The sequence below is a fragment of the Terrabacter sp. GCM10028922 genome (assembly GCF_042666095.1).
In the GTDB taxonomy this organism is placed as follows: Bacteria; Actinomycetota; Actinomycetes; order Actinomycetales; family Dermatophilaceae; genus Terrabacter.
Genome location: NZ_JBHTFG010000011.1, coordinates 1 through 14,021, shown reverse-complemented (window position 1 = coordinate 14,021; position 14,021 = coordinate 1). Strand labels below are relative to the sequence as shown.

Below are 14,021 nucleotides of genomic sequence, written 5' to 3'. Positions count from 1 at the left end.
ACACGCCTCGAATGTGCGGGGACCTCATGCGGCGGCGTCCTACCGTGGGTCACGTGCCTGTCAGCAGCCTCATCTTCGTCGTCATCGTGGCGATCTGGGCTGCCTACCTCGTGCAGCACTGGGCCCGTCGCCGCGAGGACGCCGCCGCGTCCCGCTCGGTCGAGGGTTTCTCCGAGGCGATGCGTGTCCTCGAGAAGCGACCGGCCCTGCCCGCGACCGAGCTGGGCACCCCGCGACCCCACTCGTATGCCGTCAAGCCCGCGAGTGTGGCCCGCCCGACCGTCGACGTGAAGCGGGCGGTGCCCGCCGGCACGTCGCGCCGGCACTCGCCGCTCGTCGCGCGCCGCGTCGACCTCGGCGACACCGATCGCGGCCGGATCGACCCGAGCCACACCGACCCGAGCCACACCGACCCGAGCCACACCGACCCGAGCCACACCGACCACGACATCGCCCCCTACGCCGCCGAGGTGGACCGCATGCCCGAGTCAGCGCGCCCGTCGAGCCCCCACGCACCCCGCCGTCACGGCACCGCCGCGGCGCCGGCCCGCGTGCCGCTCGCGCAGCGCCGCCTCCGCGCTGTGCTGCTCCTCGCGGCAGTCGCCTGGCTGCCCACGTCCGTCGCGTTGTCGGTGACCGGGGTGCTCATGTGGGTCTCGGTGCCGTTCGCGGTCCTCACCGTCGTCGCCGTCCTGGTGTGGCTGCGGGCCGAGGCCCGGGCCGACCGGCTGCGCGCCGCACCGGCGTCCGACTCGGAGGGTCACCGCGACGAGGGCACGGGTCGCCGGCGCCGGCGTCGCCACGACTACGAGGCGGCCCACCCGCCGGTCCTGTCCACCGAGGACACCCAGGTCATCCGCAGCACGGTCGCCGCCGAGGCCGAGGTCGTCGCCCCCGCCGCGAGCGCGCCTAGGCAGCCGGCGGAGCCGGGCGTCTTCGACGTCCAGGCGCCGGTCACGGGCGAGGTCCCGGTGGCCGCCGCCGAGGTGCAGGAGGTGCCCGAGGGCAGCTGGAGCCCCGTTCCCGTGCCGCTCCCGACCTACACGCTCAAGGCCAAGGCCGAGCCGCGCTACACCGACAGCGGCATCCCGGCCGACGTGTTCGACACGCCCGAGTTCGCCGACGAGGCCGACGAGCTCGACGACCGGGCCCTCTTCGCCCGTCGCGCCGTCTCCCAGTAGCCCGAGCGGCCCACGGGCCGACCTCGAGGCGCGGACCCTGGCGCGGCCGGGACGCGCGGCCGGGCGGACGGCCGGGCGGACGGCCGGGCGGACGGCATACGGACCGTTCAGGCGTTGGCGGGTGCGCCGCCCTCGTCGGCGTGCTCCGCCATCTCCCGGTCGAGCTCGGCCGGCGTCTCGTCGCTGAAGATGTGCTTGCCGACGGCGTTGAGCACCGCGGCGAAGGGGACGGCGACGAGGGCGCCGACGATGCCGGCGATGATCGAGCCGGTCGCGATCGCGAGGATGACGGCGAGCGGGTGGACGCTGACGGCCTTGCCGAGCAGGAACGGCTGGAGCACGTGCGACTCGAGCTGCTGCACGCCGATGACGACGGCGAGCATGATGAGCGCGACTCCCGGGCCGTGGGCCACGAGGGCGAGCAGGACCGCGACGGCGCCGGACAGGAGTGCACCGAGGATCGGGATGAACGCCAGCAGGAAGACGAGGATGCCGATCGCGAAGGCGAACGGCACCTTGAGGATCGCGGCGCCCACGGAGATGCCGACCGCGTCGACGAAGGCGACGATCATCGTCGCCCGGACGAACGCCGACAGCTGGTGCCAGGCGATGAAGCCCGAGGAGTTGACGCGCGGGCGGGTCGCGCTCGGGAAGAGCCGCACGATCCAGCTCCAGATGCGCGGCCCCTCGTAGAGGAAGAAGAAGAGCGAGAACAGGGCGATGAACAGGCCGGCGAGGAAATGCGTCGCCGTCAGGCCCACGGATGTCGCCGTGGCACCGAGATTGCCCGACTCGCTGACCCTGTCGCGGATCGTGTTGAAGTACTCGTCGAACTGCGCGTCGGTGATGTTGAAGGTCGTGCGCACCCAGTCACGGATGCGCTCGAGGCCGGTCGCGACCTGCGCCGTCAGGTCGGAGAAGCCGCTGCTGAACTGCGAGCCGACGAGCGTGAAGAGGGCGCTGACGAGCACGATCGTGCCGAGCAGCGTGAGGCCGGCGGCTGCGCCGGGCTTCATCCGTCGCTGGAGCCACGTCGCGACGGGCCGCAGCAGGGCCGTCAGCAGCACCGCGATGGCGACGGGCACGACGATCTCGGAAACGGCGCGCACGGCGATGGAGAGCACGAACAGGGCCGCGGCGATGAGGAGCAGCCGCCACGACCACTCGCTCGCGACGCGGACGCCCGGGGGCACCGCGGCCGCCTCGATGCCCGGGAGCCGGTCCGGCTCGGACGGCTTCGGGTCGACACGGTCCGGGGTCGCCGGTTCGGGCGTGTGGACGGGAGGGGCGGCAGCCGGGTTGTCGGTCACGACCACACCGTATGCCGCCGCGCCGCGCTTCCGGGGGATCACCCCGCTGCGGTGGTGCCGGCGTCGACCGCCGCCGCCGGGCGACCGTCCTGACCCGGTCATCCTGCGTACGCTCGGGGCATGAGCGCACCCACGGACCCTGACCGTCCGACTCTCGCCGTCACGGGATCGACCGGCTGGCTCGGTGGACTCGTCGCCCGCGACCTCGCGGCGCGCGGCGTCGGGCAGCGCCTTGTCGTGCGCGACCTCCGACGCGCGCCCGATCTTCCCGGCGCGGATCCGGTGCAGGCCGCCTACGGCGACGGCTCGGCAGCGGAGGCGGCGCTTTCCGGCGTGGAGACGCTCTTCATGGTGTCGGCCTCGGAGAACGAGGACCGGCTGCGCGAGCACCGCACCTTCGTCGACGCCGCGGCCGCGGCCGGTGTGCGCCACGTCGTCTACGTGTCGTTCTTCGGCGCCTCACCCGATGCGACGTTCACGCTCGCGCGCGACCACGCGGCCACCGAGCAGCACCTCGGCGAGTCCGGGATGGAGTGGACGTTCCTGCGGGACAACCTCTACCTCGAGTTCATGGACCACATGGTCGGCGACGACGGGGTCATCCGGGGACCCGCGGGCGAGGGACGCGCCGCGGTCGTGTCGCACGCCGACATCGCTCGTGTCGCGACGACGGTGCTGCTCGACCCGGCAGCGCACACCGGAGCCACCTACAGCCTGACCGGGCCGGAGGCCCTGACGTTCGCGCAGATGGCCGAGGTCGTCAGTGACGTGACCGGCCGCGAGGTGAGCTTCCACGACGAGACGGTCGAGGAGGCGTACGCGTCGCGCGCCGTCTACGGGGCACCGGACTGGCAGGTGGACGCCTGGGTCTCGACGTACACCGCGGTCGCCGCCGGGGAGCTCGACGGCGTCACCGACGACGTCGAGCGGCTGACTGGGCGGCGTCCGATGTCGCTGCGCGAGTACCTCGAGGCCCGGCGCGCGCGCGACCAGACCTAGCCGACGAGATCCGCTGTCTGCCGGGCGATCGCCAGCTCCTCGTTGGTCGGCACCACCGCGACGACGACGCGTGACCCGTCCGGAGATATGACGCGTGCCTGCTTCGACCGGGCGGCGTTGCGCGCCGGGTCGACCGTGATGCCGAGCTCGCCCAGACCCTCGGTCACGGCGGCCCGGACGGTCGTGCTGTTCTCGCCGATGCCGGCGGTGAAGACGAGGACGTCGAGGCCGCCGAGGATCGCGAGGTAGGCGCCGACGTAGTGCTTGAGCCGGTGGACCACGACGTCGAAGGCGAGCCGCGCCGCCGCGTCGCCGGCCTCGAGCCGGTCCTCGAGCTCGCGGAAGTCGTTGACGCCGCTCAGCCCGAGGACGCCGGACTTCTTGTTGAGCAGCGTGTCGATCTCGTCGAGCGAGAGCCCCACCTCACGGGCGAGGTACGCGTGGAGTCCCGGGTCGACGTCGCCGGAGCGGGTGCCCATGACGAGTCCCTGCAGCGGGGTCAGCCCCATCGACGTGTCCACCGGGCGGCCACCGCGCACCGCCGACGCCGAGCAGCCGTTGCCGAGGTGGAGGATGACCTGCCGCAGGTCGCTCGTCGGTCGGCCGAGGAGGTCGGCCGCGGCCTGTGAGACGTACTCGTGCGAGGTGCCGTGGAAGCCGTACCGGCGGATCGCGTGCTTCTCGGCGAGGTCGCGGGGCACGGCATACGTCGACGCCTGGGGCGGCAGGGCGGAGAAGAAGGCGGTGTCGAAGACGGCGACGTGCGGCACGTCGAAGCGGTCGCGTGCGGCTTCGATGCCGGTGATGGCGGCCGGGTTGTGCAGTGGCGCAAGCGAGCTCAGGTCGCGTACGCGGTCGAGCACGGCGTCGTCGATGAGGACGGGCTCGGAGAAGTCGGGCCCGCCGTGGACGACGCGGTGGCCGACCGCCCGCAGCTGCAGCTCATCGAGGTCGACGTCGTCACTGCGCAGTCGTTCGGTCATGGCCTCCAGCGCCGCCGCGTGGTCGGCGACGTCGCTGCCCGACTCGCCGATGCGCTCGATGACCCCGCCCGCGCGCACGTCACCCGACTCGGGGACGAGCAGCTGGTACTTGAGCGACGACGAGCCGGCGTTGAGGACCAGGACGGGGTGCTCGGTCACGATGCGGCTCCCTGCTGTGTCGTGCCCTGCGCCTGCACGGCGGTGATGGCGACGGTGTTGACGATGTCGTCGACGAGTGCGCCGCGCGAGAGGTCGTTGACCGGCCTGCGCAGACCCTGGAGCACCGGACCGACCGCGACGGCGTGCGCACTGCGCTGCACGGCCTTGTACGTGTTGTTTCCGGTGTTGAGGTCGGGGAAGATGAAGACGGTCGCGCGACCGGATACCTCCGAGTCGGGCATCTTGGCGCGTCCGACGACGGGGTCGATGGCGGCGTCGTACTGGATCGGTCCCGCGAGGGCGAGCTCGGGCGCACGTTGGGACACGAGCTGCGTTGCGGTGCGGACCTTCTCGACGTCGGCGCCGGAGCCGCTCGACCCCGTCGAGTAGGACAGCATCGCGACGCGTGGGTCGATGCCGAACTGCTGCGCCGTCTGCGCCGACGAGATCGCGATGTCGGCAAGCTGCTCCGCGGTCGGGTCGGGGATGACCGCGCAGTCGCCGTAGACGAGGACGCGGTCGGCGAGGCACATGAGGAAGACGCTCGACACGGTCTTGACGCCGTCGGCGGTCTTGACGAACTCGAGAGCCGGGCGGATGGTGTGTGCCGTCGTGTTGACCGCCCCGGACACCATGCCGTCGGCGAGTCCGAGGTGGACCATCATCGTGCCGAAGTACGAGATGTCGGTGACGACCTCACGCGCGCGGTCGACGGTCATGCCCTTGTGCGCCCGCGCCTCGGCATACGTCTGCGCGAAGCCCTCGACGAGCTCGGGGTCGGTGGGGGAGACGACGGTCGCGGCGTCGAGGTCGAGCCCGAGCGCCGACCCACGAGCCCGCACCTTCGTCTCGTCGCCCAGCAGCGTCAGGTCCGCGACACCGCGGCGCAGCAGCACGTCGGCCGCCTCGAGGATGCGGTCGTCCTGGCTCTCGGGGAGCACGATGTGCCTGCGGTCGGATCGCGCCCGCTCCATGAGCTGGAACTCGAACATCAGCGGCGTGCGGACTTCCGACGCCGACACGTCGATCGCCGTGAGCAGCGCGGCCTGGTCGACGCTCTCGGAGAAGAGCCGGCGAGCCGTCTCGATCTTGTTGCGCGAGCCCTTCGTCATCGGGCCGCGCACCTGCATCAGGCGCTCGGCCGTGCGGAACGTGCCGTCATCGGTCAGCGCGATCGGCAGGTCCTGCTGCACACCTGCCGACAGACGCGCGATCGTCTCGGGGATCGGGTAGCCACCGGTCAGGATGATGCCGGCGAGCGTCGGGAAGGTGCCCGACTGGTGGGCCAGCATGAGCCCCGGGATGAGGTCGGTGCGGTCGCTCGGCGCGATGACCGTGAGGTCGGTGCCGAGACGGGCCAGGACGTTGGGCAGGCTCATGGCGGCGACGACCAGCCCGAGGCTGTCGCGGTCCATCCACGACTCGCTCCCGAGGACGAGCCGCGCGCCGACGGCCTCGGCGAGCGCGCGGAAGCTCGGCGCCGACAGCAGGGCGTTCTCGGGGATGGCCGCGGTCACCGGGAAGGGCAGGGCGGCGAGGACCTCACCGACGGCCTCGACGTCGTCCGGGTCGACGCGGTTGGCGACGACGGCCACCGTCTGGGCGTGGTTGGCGCGCAGCTCGGCGAGGGCGCCGTCGGCTGCGACCCTGATCTGGTCGGGAGTGCGGTCCCGGCCGTGCACGACGAGCACGACGGCCGAGCCGAGGTTGGCGGCGACGCGCGCGTTGAACGACAGCTCGGTGCCGGTCGAGACGTCGGTGTAGTCCGAGCCGAGCACGACGACGACCTCGAACCGGGTGCTCAGGGCGCCGAACCGCTCGACGATGACGTGCAGGGCCTCGTCGGGGTCGTCGTGGGCCTGCGCGTACGTCACGCCGATGGCCTCGTCGTAGCTCTGGTCCATGCCGGGCTGGCTGACGAGCATGTCGACGATGTGGTCGACCTCGTCCGGGCCGGTGCCCAGCGTCGTCAGGGGCCGGAACACGCCGACCGAGCCGACCTCGCGGATGAGTGCGTCGAGCAGGCCGAGGGCGACCGCGGACTTGCCCGTCAGGCCCTCCGGGGAGGCGACGTAGACGCTTCGGCTCACGGTCACGAACCTAGCGGTCCGGGTGGGTTCGGCCCACCGCCACGCTCGAGCGTGTCGATGCGGTCGCGTAGCTCGTGCAGCATGACGAGCTGGCGTCCCGTGAGGTCGAGCAGCGTCTCGACGTCCTTCTTGGCAGCCAGGTTGGTCTCGTAGTCGTGCTCGGCCAGGGCCGCGGCGACGGCGTCCTGCCGTTTGGCCGCGATGAGCAGGATCGCGCCCTGCAGACCCGCGAGCATCGACAGGAAGAGGTTGAGCAGGATGAACGGATAGGGGTCCCAGGCCCTCACCACCGTGTTGACGAGCGCCCACACCGCCATGAACGCGAGGAACGCGAAGACGAACGGCCAGCTCCCCATGCCGTTGCGCAGCAGGTCGGCCGCGCGCTCACCGGACGACAGCGACTCCTTGCGGCTCTGGTGCCAGTTCGTCGGCCGGACGACCCGCGCGCTCGTGCGGGGAAGCTGTTTGTGGACGTGCTCGGTCATGGTGCCTCCAGGGCGCGAGGACGGTCTGCGAGCCAACCGTATGCCGCGGCCCTGCGGATCCCCTGTCGACCGCGCGCCCTCTCTGGGGCCTGTCCGTGGAGGCGGCGGCTCAGGCTGCCGTGGCCAGGCCGAGCCGCCGGATGAGCCGCACGGCGTCGTGCGGTGCGTGGCCCTTCGCGTCGTTGTCGAAGTACACGTGCACGTCGTGCCCCTCGTCGAGCCAGCCACGGCAGGTCTCGGCCCAACGGTCGAGCGAACCGTCGGCGTATCCGCTCGCGTACAGCTCGGTCTCACCGTGCAGCCGCACGTAGCGGAAGTCGCTCGTCGCGTCGTGCATGACCGGCCAACGGCCCGCGCTGTCGGCGACGACGACGGCGACGCCGTGCTCGGAGCACAGTGCCCTGGCCTCCGCCGAGTCGAAGCTCGGGTGCCTCGGCTCGAGAGCGTGGCGCAGGGGGACGTCGACCTCGCACGTCGTCAGCACCCGGTCGTCGGCCAGCTTGTCGTCGTGCTTCTCCGCGAGGCGGGCCGCCTCACCGGTCGTGCGGGGGAGCAGGTCGAAGAAGGCGGAGACGCGGTCGGGGTCGTAGGCGAGCCGCTCGGGCAGCTGCCAGAGCACCGGTCCCAGCTGGGGCCCCAGCGCCAGCACCCCGCTCGCGAAGAAGTTGGCGAGGGGGGTCTCGACGTCGCGCAGGGCCTTCATGTGGGTGATGAAGCGCCCGCCCTTGACGGCCAGCACGACGTCGTCGGGGACGGCAGCCCGCCATGCGGCATACGAGCTCGGGCGCTGCAGGGAGTAGAAGGAGCCGTTCACCTCGACCGACGTCATCCGTTCGGCGGCATACGTCAGCTCGAGCCGCTGCGGCAGGCCCTTCGGGTAGAAGTCGCCGCGCCAGGACCGGTAGCGCCAGCCGGAGACACCGACGAGGGCGCGGCCACTCACCGGGTGCCCCGGCGCCGCGCAGCCTGGGTTTCCAGGTGCTCGACGCGGCTCTCGAGGCCCAGCACCTTGTCGATGCCGGCCAGGTTGAGGCCTTCGTCGAGCAGCTGGCCGATGCGCCGCAGCCTCTCGAGGTCGTTGCCGCTGTAGCGCCGTGTGCCACCCGCCGTGCGGTGCGGCTCGAGCAGTCCGCGGGCCTCGTAGAGGCGCAGGTTCTGCACTCGCATCCCCACGAGCTCGGCCGCGACCGTGATGCCGTACAGCGCGCGGTCCGGGTCGTCGGTGGTGCTGCGGGTGTCGGGCCGGGCCACGATGCCTCGTCTCGGAGAAGTGGGTCTTGCATCAGGCTGCCGCCGGTGCTACAACAAATCTACAACGCAGACCACAGATCTGACACGACTGTGGATCCATGACGGGCAGGCCGACGTGATGGAGGTGACGACGATGCCGGGCCCCGTGTCTGACGTCGAGCTCGAGGTGGAGGTCGCCTTCGCCGAGCTGGTGCTGGCGGACGACGACCTGTTGCGGGCAGAGTTCGATGAGCTCGTCGCCGCCGTCCTCGCCGAGCCGCCGCCGGGCGACCGGGTGCGCAGGCCGTCCCGACGTGGCGGTTCCGGTCCACAGCGCGTCCGCCCGCCCGCCCCGTCACACGTTCGTCCTCGCCCCGCTGCTCGGGTCTCGAGACGCCGCAACCGTCAGCGCGGCCCCCCGTGACGCGCGGTCATCCCGTTCTCGTCCCCCTCGCCTGTCCCGGTCGCATCTGTGCGACCGGGACAGTGCCGTCCGGTCGCCGACAGGCCACTCGTGGTGGTTCTCCGCCAGCTGGCGCCGACGATCCGCGACCGTCTCGAGCGGCGGTGCGCCGATTGGGTATGCCGGTCGGCGTGGTGTTATCGTTCCTTCCGCACCGAGGGGCTGTGGCGCAGTTGGTAGCGCGTCTCGTTCGCAATGAGAAGGTCAGGGGTTCGAATCCCCTCAGCTCCACCCAGAAGAAACCCCGTCCCACCTGCGGAAACACACCGCCAGGGGCGGGGTTCTCTCTTTGTCATTCGGCTGCACCTTCCGTTCGCGCACCCCCGGCGCACCCCGGCTCGTTCAGACGGGCCAATCCGGCACGATCCGCCGACGTTCCCAGGTGGTGCAGGTAGATGTTCGTCGTGGCGATCGACGCGTGGCCCAGCCAGGCCTGAACGGTCACCGGGTCGACGCCCTTGGCCAACCACAGGCAGGCGGCCGTGTGCCTCAAATCGTGGATGCGACGACCGGCAGCCGTGTCGGTCCACTTCACGGCGCGCTTGACCGCCGAGGCGTGGAGGCGATGACCGGACGTGGTCACGAAGAGGAGATCCTCGGGACCGCGATTGGCGGCGAGCGCCCGCAGGATCGGGAGGACGCGATCCGCAACTGGCACGCGCCGAGCCCTTCCGGACTTGGTGCGCTTGATGTCCACGCCTTCGGGGGCGGCGCGGCTGACAAGGAGGACTGGCAGGGGCACTTCCACGAAGTCACGCACCCGAACCTCGCGCAGCTCGGACCATCTCAGCCCGGTCCAGCCGGCCACAAGGAGCAGGTCCGCCAGCCGGGCATCCCTGATTGCTGCCCGCTCGTAGAACGCTTCCAACTCCGTCTCAGCGAAGGGCCGCATTTCGGTCGGTACCTCGCGACCCTTGGGCACGCGCGTGACGGTCACGGGGTTGGTGGCGATCATCCGCTCTCGCACTGCCCAGGCGAAGAACGAGGACAACGATGCTCGGAACCGCCGCACCGAGGACTCGCTCAGCCCGGACTTCACCAGCGCGATGAGTGACCGAGTCACCTCACGGTCGGTGACGGCTCCGATCTGCAGGGCGCCGAGCGCCGTGGGCACGAGGCGCACGAGAGCGGCATCCGACACGTACGTCTTTCGCGACACCGAGTGCTCGCGTTCGGACAACCACTCCGGCAGGAGGACACGCACGGTTCGGCGCCCAGCGCGCGGATCGATCCCACCGGCAATGGCCGCTCGCTCACGAGCCACCCACGCGGTTGCCTCACGACGCGTGTTGAAGGTTCGGCTGGACACCTGCTCGCGACCGCTCTTGACCACACCTCGCCATCGACCACTCGGGGTCTTGCGGACCGTCACGCTGCCACCTTGTCCAGCCACGCGAGCACGTCCTCGTGCCGGTAGCGCGGAGAGGCGGGCGCGATCCAGAACACCCGAGGGCCGACGCCCTGTGCCCTCCACCGGCACAGAGTCGAGGGCGAAACGTTCAGTGCGCGCGCGACCTCCGACGTGGTCAGCATGCGCGGAAGTGCGTCAGTCAGGACCTCAGCCATGTCAATCTCCCTGTCTCTCAGTGGTTTCGGTGATGCTTCCGCTCGGCTCGCCATTGTGCGTACTCGCGGGCGCGGGCGGCAGCGGCGTCAGCCAGAGCAGCTTCGCCGGTGCTGTGCCAGCCGGTGCCCAGATAGGACCAGTCCCCGATGACGAGGGTCGTCTCTTCCTCGTCGTCGGCCATGAGCCGGCGCTCGAGGTCTGCGGTGTCGATGGGTTGCCCGGTGCGGGCGGCGTCTGCCGCGATCGCCTGCCAGCGGCGTCGGGCCCTGCGCAACCTGCCGAGGGTGACCGAGTAGCGGCGGGACTTGGTGGAGAAGTGCCCGCGGAAGCCGAGCATGTGCGCCCACTTGCCCAGCAGGGCGTAAGGGTCGGCGGGCCCGTCGTGTGCGGCCACGGCGGCGTCCACGGTGCGGCGGTGGGCGTGTTGGGCGAGGCGGCGGCACTCGGCCCGCAGGCGCGCGTAGTGGGCGTTCTCCCGCCCTGCTCCCGTGGGGTCGGAGGCGGCCTTGGTGGCGTACTTCGCGAGGTAGCCGGCGACCCGCTCGACGTGCTCTGAGGCCAGCGGCATGATGTCGTCGTCGGGGCGGTGCGCGGAGCGGACCACGCGCACGTCGAGCTGCTGGCCGAACCGCAGCAGCCCGTCCGGGGAGCCGGGCCTCGGCGAGGGCGCGGTGAACCCCACGGAGGTGACGGCTTCCTCGATCAACGCGGCGAGCAGCTGCACCGGCAGCGCGTCCGGGGCGGCGGCGAACCCGTCACCCGTTCGGGGACCGTCGAGGCGCACGAGGCTGTGGAAGTGCATCGCCCCGCGCGCCTGGGGCTCGGCGACCTTGGCGTACTGCACGGACGCCACATCGCATAGCGCGGGCGGAGGGATCGGGCGGCGCTTGGTCGGTCGCCTCTTGGCCTCGGTGACTCCGAGCGCGCGGGCGAGGCGCCGGTTCAGGGCGATGGTGAACCGGCGCCACAGTTCCGGGGCCCACCACTGCCAGATGATGTGGCTCTCGTAGTCGTAGCAGTCGACACAGATCGGCTGCCCCACCAGCGGGTCCGTGGCGCCGTGTGTCTCCATGCAGCCGACCGGCCGGCCATGCGGACACAGCGAGGCCTTGTCCCGTGGCCGGCAGCGGGTCGAGGGCTGGCCGGGCTTGGGGGCGCGGTGCACGTGCCCGAACGACGGCGCGGTCATGGTCACGAACAGCATCGGGTTGTCCGCCACCGTCTCCGGGACGGTCTTGCCGCCGACGGCCCCGGCGCGGATCAGCTCGAATGTGTCCCGGGCGTAGGTGCGGGCGCAGGACGGGCACTCGGAGGCACGCCGGTTGCCGCACGGCACGAGGGTCACGCCGAGCGGGGCGTCGGTCGAGGAGTACGAGGACAGGACTTCGCCGGTCCGGGTGTCGACGGTTTGGCTGGACCCGGACAGGTGGATGGGGCGGGTGCAGTAGTGCACCGAGGCGGCCGCGTCGGTGAACGCGCCCATGCTCCGGTCGCGGAACCGGCGCACCAGAGCAGCAGCGCCCGCATCGGTGAGGCCGTGCAGGTCCAGCGGTGCGTCCTCCCCGAATCCGGGGAACGAGCCCGGGCCCAGAGACGGCACACCGCTGGCCCCGCTCGACGTAAACGGACTCACGCGGCGTCACCGCCGGCAGGCGCGAGGGGCAGTGGCAGCAGTCCCTGCTGTGCATCCACACAAGACCGTCGGGTGCGGACGGGAACCCAGCCTGGTCGGGCGGGCTCGATGTACGTCGGGTCGCGGTGGGTGCCTGCCCACCAGCCCGCGCTCACGTTCGCGTCCTGGACGTAGGCGGCGCAGTCGGCGAGGACGGGGCAGGCCCGGCAGACCGAGCGCATCGACTCGGCATCCCACGGCCCGATCTCGTCGGGTTCGCCGATCCAGGGCAGGTCGGTGCGGGAGCCGCAGGAGCCGAGGGACTGCCACGGCACCGACCCGAGCGGGTGACGAGCGGACGCGGCGGCGGCCTCGCACCAGACGGCCTCCAGGGCGGCCCACCGCGCGGAGCGGGACAGGGCGGTCATGCGACCTCACCGACGTCCGTGCGCGCATGCGAGCTGCGCTGGGTGGCGCCGTGGGTGTCGGCGTTGGTGTCGTTGAGAGTGTCGGCGAGGACGGCGCCGAGGGTCTCGCCGCGGCGCAGCCGCCGGGTCAGGGCACGGCGCTGGGGCGGGGTCGTGCCGCCGTAGATGGTCCACTGGTCGCCGAAGACGAGCGCGGAGGCCAGGCAGAGCCGCCGGACCGGGCAGTCCCGGCAGACCTCGATCCCGGGGACGGTGTCGGCGGGCTCGTCGGAGAGCCACCAGTTCGCCGGCCCGGTCCGGCACAGCCCGTCGTCGTGCCAGCGGTCCATGTCCAGCTCGGGCAGGCTGGGTCCTCCGGTGCGGTCGACCCACGGGCGGGGCCGGCCCCACGGCTCGCCTGGGTGGGCAGCCTGGCTGCTCATGCCGCATCACCGCCCACCTCGGACGAACCACCAGCCGGCGGAGTCGATGCCGACGACGACACGGACGTTCTGGTGCGCGGCTGCCGAGGCTTGCGCGGTGACCGCGGACGATGGCCCCGAGGATCGCCACCCGACCGCGCGGGTTCGACTGTGTCGCCCGAGACCTCGGGTGCGCCGGGCACGTACGCGATGGCGTCGACGTGGCCGAGATCGACGGGAGCGGCTTCCTCGGTCGATGCGGTGGTCGGGTGGGGGGCGCGGTGCCGGGCGGCGACGTCGCGGACGAGGGTATCGGGCCAGAAGTCGGCGCGGACCCGGTCAGCGCTGCCGTCTTCCTCGATGACCCACGCCGTGCCCGGGGCGGCCGGCGAGATGCGGTGAGCCGGGGCGGTGGCGGCGGTGCCGTCGCCGAGGACCATCCGGGTCTCGTCCGCCGAGCGCAAACGGAGCGCGATGGTCTGGGTGAACAGGCCCCGCAGGCCGATGACCTCCTTACGGGGGTCCTGCACGCACGCCAGGACAACGACGCCGAGGGCCCGGCCCTGGGTGAGGACCTCGGCGAGCAGCCGCGCGGCCTCCTTCCGGGTCTCCGGGTCGGCGTAGGCGGTGAGGACCGCGAGCTCGTCGATGGCGAGCACGTGCAGCGGGTCCGCGGGTGTGGGCTGGTGCAGGCGGGAGGTGCCGGCCATCCGGCGGCCGCGCTCGTCGACCACCGCGAGCAGCCGGGTCAGGACCTCGACCGCCTGCCCGGGGGTGGTGGCGACCTCCGCGAACAGGCCGCGGCCCATCCCGACCTCGACGCCGCGTTTCAGGTCGACGCCCCAGAGCCGGACCAGCCCGGCGGAGACGGCAGGGGCCAGGCCGCCGCAGACACCCCAGAAGACCGAGCCCTTACCGGAGCCGGAACAGCCCACTACGAGGGTGTGCCGCCCCGTGACCGGCAGCAGCCACGGGGTGCCGTCCTGCCGACGACCCACCCGGACCGCGTCCACGTTCACGTCGGCACTGCTTGAGGTGGGCGCGGTGGCGTCGCGAGTGGCGCCGAGCCGGTCGGCCATGACGAGCACGACCTCGCCCGTCGACGGCGACAGC

General features: G+C 72.0%; 15 protein-coding genes and 1 tRNA gene. 4 read left to right on the top strand and 12 right to left on the bottom strand.

Annotation, left to right across the window (positions count from 1 at the left end; translation table 11 throughout):
- Positions 1 to 53: 53 nt before the first annotated feature.
- A complete protein-coding gene (locus tag ACFQU3_RS13375; RefSeq protein WP_385910528.1) occupies positions 54 to 1,181 on the top strand; it encodes a hypothetical protein in 1,128 nt (375 codons plus the stop codon).
- Positions 1,182 to 1,288: 107 nt separating this feature from the next.
- Here ACFQU3_RS13375 and ACFQU3_RS13370 read toward each other — a convergent pair whose 3' ends face one another.
- The gene (locus ACFQU3_RS13370; protein WP_385910526.1) at positions 1,289 to 2,491 is read right to left on the bottom strand and encodes an AI-2E family transporter; all 1,203 of its coding nucleotides are present in this window, start codon (positions 2,489 to 2,491) and stop codon (positions 1,289 to 1,291) included.
- A gap of 120 nt (positions 2,492 to 2,611) precedes the next feature.
- On the opposite strand from ACFQU3_RS13370, the gene ACFQU3_RS13365 reads away from it, so the two are divergent.
- Positions 2,612 to 3,490, top strand: coding sequence for an SDR family oxidoreductase (locus tag ACFQU3_RS13365; protein WP_385910524.1), 879 nt, complete (start codon positions 2,612 to 2,614; stop codon positions 3,488 to 3,490).
- Here the strand turns inward: ACFQU3_RS13365 and ACFQU3_RS13360 are convergent.
- From ACFQU3_RS13360 to ACFQU3_RS13340, 5 genes are all read right to left on the bottom strand, one after another.
- A complete protein-coding gene (locus ACFQU3_RS13360) occupies positions 3,487 to 4,632 on the bottom strand; it encodes an acetate/propionate family kinase (protein ID WP_385910522.1) in 1,146 nt (381 codons plus the stop codon). The genes ACFQU3_RS13365 and ACFQU3_RS13360 overlap by 4 nt on opposite strands.
- Entirely contained in the window at positions 4,629 to 6,722 is a 2,094-nt protein-coding gene (gene pta, locus ACFQU3_RS13355; RefSeq protein WP_385910520.1) for a phosphate acetyltransferase, read from the bottom strand. Before pta ends, ACFQU3_RS13360 begins: the two co-directional genes overlap by 4 nt.
- Before the next feature lie 2 nt (positions 6,723 to 6,724).
- Positions 6,725 to 7,207, bottom strand: coding sequence for a DUF1003 domain-containing protein (locus ACFQU3_RS13350; protein ID WP_385910518.1), 483 nt, complete (start codon positions 7,205 to 7,207; stop codon positions 6,725 to 6,727).
- Between the two features lie 109 nt (positions 7,208 to 7,316).
- Positions 7,317 to 8,150 (bottom strand): DUF72 domain-containing protein, encoded by an 834-nt coding sequence (locus ACFQU3_RS13345; RefSeq protein ID WP_385910516.1) that lies wholly within the window; start codon positions 8,148 to 8,150, stop codon positions 7,317 to 7,319.
- Positions 8,147 to 8,458, bottom strand: coding sequence for a MerR family transcriptional regulator (locus ACFQU3_RS13340; protein WP_385910514.1), 312 nt, complete (start codon positions 8,456 to 8,458; stop codon positions 8,147 to 8,149). The genes ACFQU3_RS13345 and ACFQU3_RS13340 overlap by 4 nt, the downstream gene beginning before the upstream one ends.
- Positions 8,459 to 8,591: 133 nt before the next feature.
- Between ACFQU3_RS13340 and ACFQU3_RS13335 the strand changes: the two genes are divergently transcribed.
- Together ACFQU3_RS13335 and ACFQU3_RS13330 are read left to right on the top strand one after the other, a co-directional pair.
- Positions 8,592 to 8,861 (top strand): hypothetical protein, encoded by a 270-nt coding sequence (locus ACFQU3_RS13335; protein WP_385910512.1) that lies wholly within the window; start codon positions 8,592 to 8,594, stop codon positions 8,859 to 8,861.
- A gap of 197 nt (positions 8,862 to 9,058) precedes the next feature.
- Positions 9,059 to 9,131: transfer RNA gene (locus ACFQU3_RS13330), tRNA-Ala, on the top strand.
- A 61-nt stretch (positions 9,132 to 9,192) separates the two neighbouring features.
- Here ACFQU3_RS13330 and ACFQU3_RS13325 read toward each other — a convergent pair.
- The 6 genes from ACFQU3_RS13325 to ACFQU3_RS13300 form a co-directional block, all read right to left on the bottom strand.
- The gene (locus tag ACFQU3_RS13325; protein WP_385910571.1) at positions 9,193 to 10,059 is read right to left on the bottom strand and encodes a tyrosine-type recombinase/integrase; all 867 of its coding nucleotides are present in this window, start codon (positions 10,057 to 10,059) and stop codon (positions 9,193 to 9,195) included.
- Between the two features lie 209 nt (positions 10,060 to 10,268).
- Entirely contained in the window at positions 10,269 to 10,466 is a 198-nt protein-coding gene (locus ACFQU3_RS13320; protein ID WP_385910510.1) for a helix-turn-helix transcriptional regulator, read from the bottom strand.
- A 17-nt stretch (positions 10,467 to 10,483) separates the two neighbouring features.
- Positions 10,484 to 12,100 (bottom strand): replication initiator, encoded by a 1,617-nt coding sequence (locus ACFQU3_RS13315; RefSeq protein ID WP_385910508.1) that lies wholly within the window; start codon positions 12,098 to 12,100, stop codon positions 10,484 to 10,486.
- Positions 12,097 to 12,507, bottom strand: a complete 411-nt coding sequence (locus ACFQU3_RS13310) for a WhiB family transcriptional regulator (RefSeq protein ID WP_385910506.1) — start codon at positions 12,505 to 12,507, stop codon at positions 12,097 to 12,099. The genes ACFQU3_RS13315 and ACFQU3_RS13310 overlap by 4 nt, the downstream gene beginning before the upstream one ends.
- Positions 12,504 to 12,929: a WhiB family transcriptional regulator gene (locus ACFQU3_RS13305; RefSeq protein WP_385910504.1), complete on the bottom strand. Its 426-nt coding sequence runs from the start codon at positions 12,927 to 12,929 to the stop codon at positions 12,504 to 12,506. Before ACFQU3_RS13305 ends, ACFQU3_RS13310 begins: the two co-directional genes overlap by 4 nt.
- Positions 12,926 to 14,021: FtsK/SpoIIIE domain-containing protein (locus ACFQU3_RS13300; RefSeq protein WP_385910502.1), on the bottom strand; the 1,096-nt coding region annotated here is incomplete at its 5' end. The genes ACFQU3_RS13305 and ACFQU3_RS13300, both read right to left, overlap by 4 nt.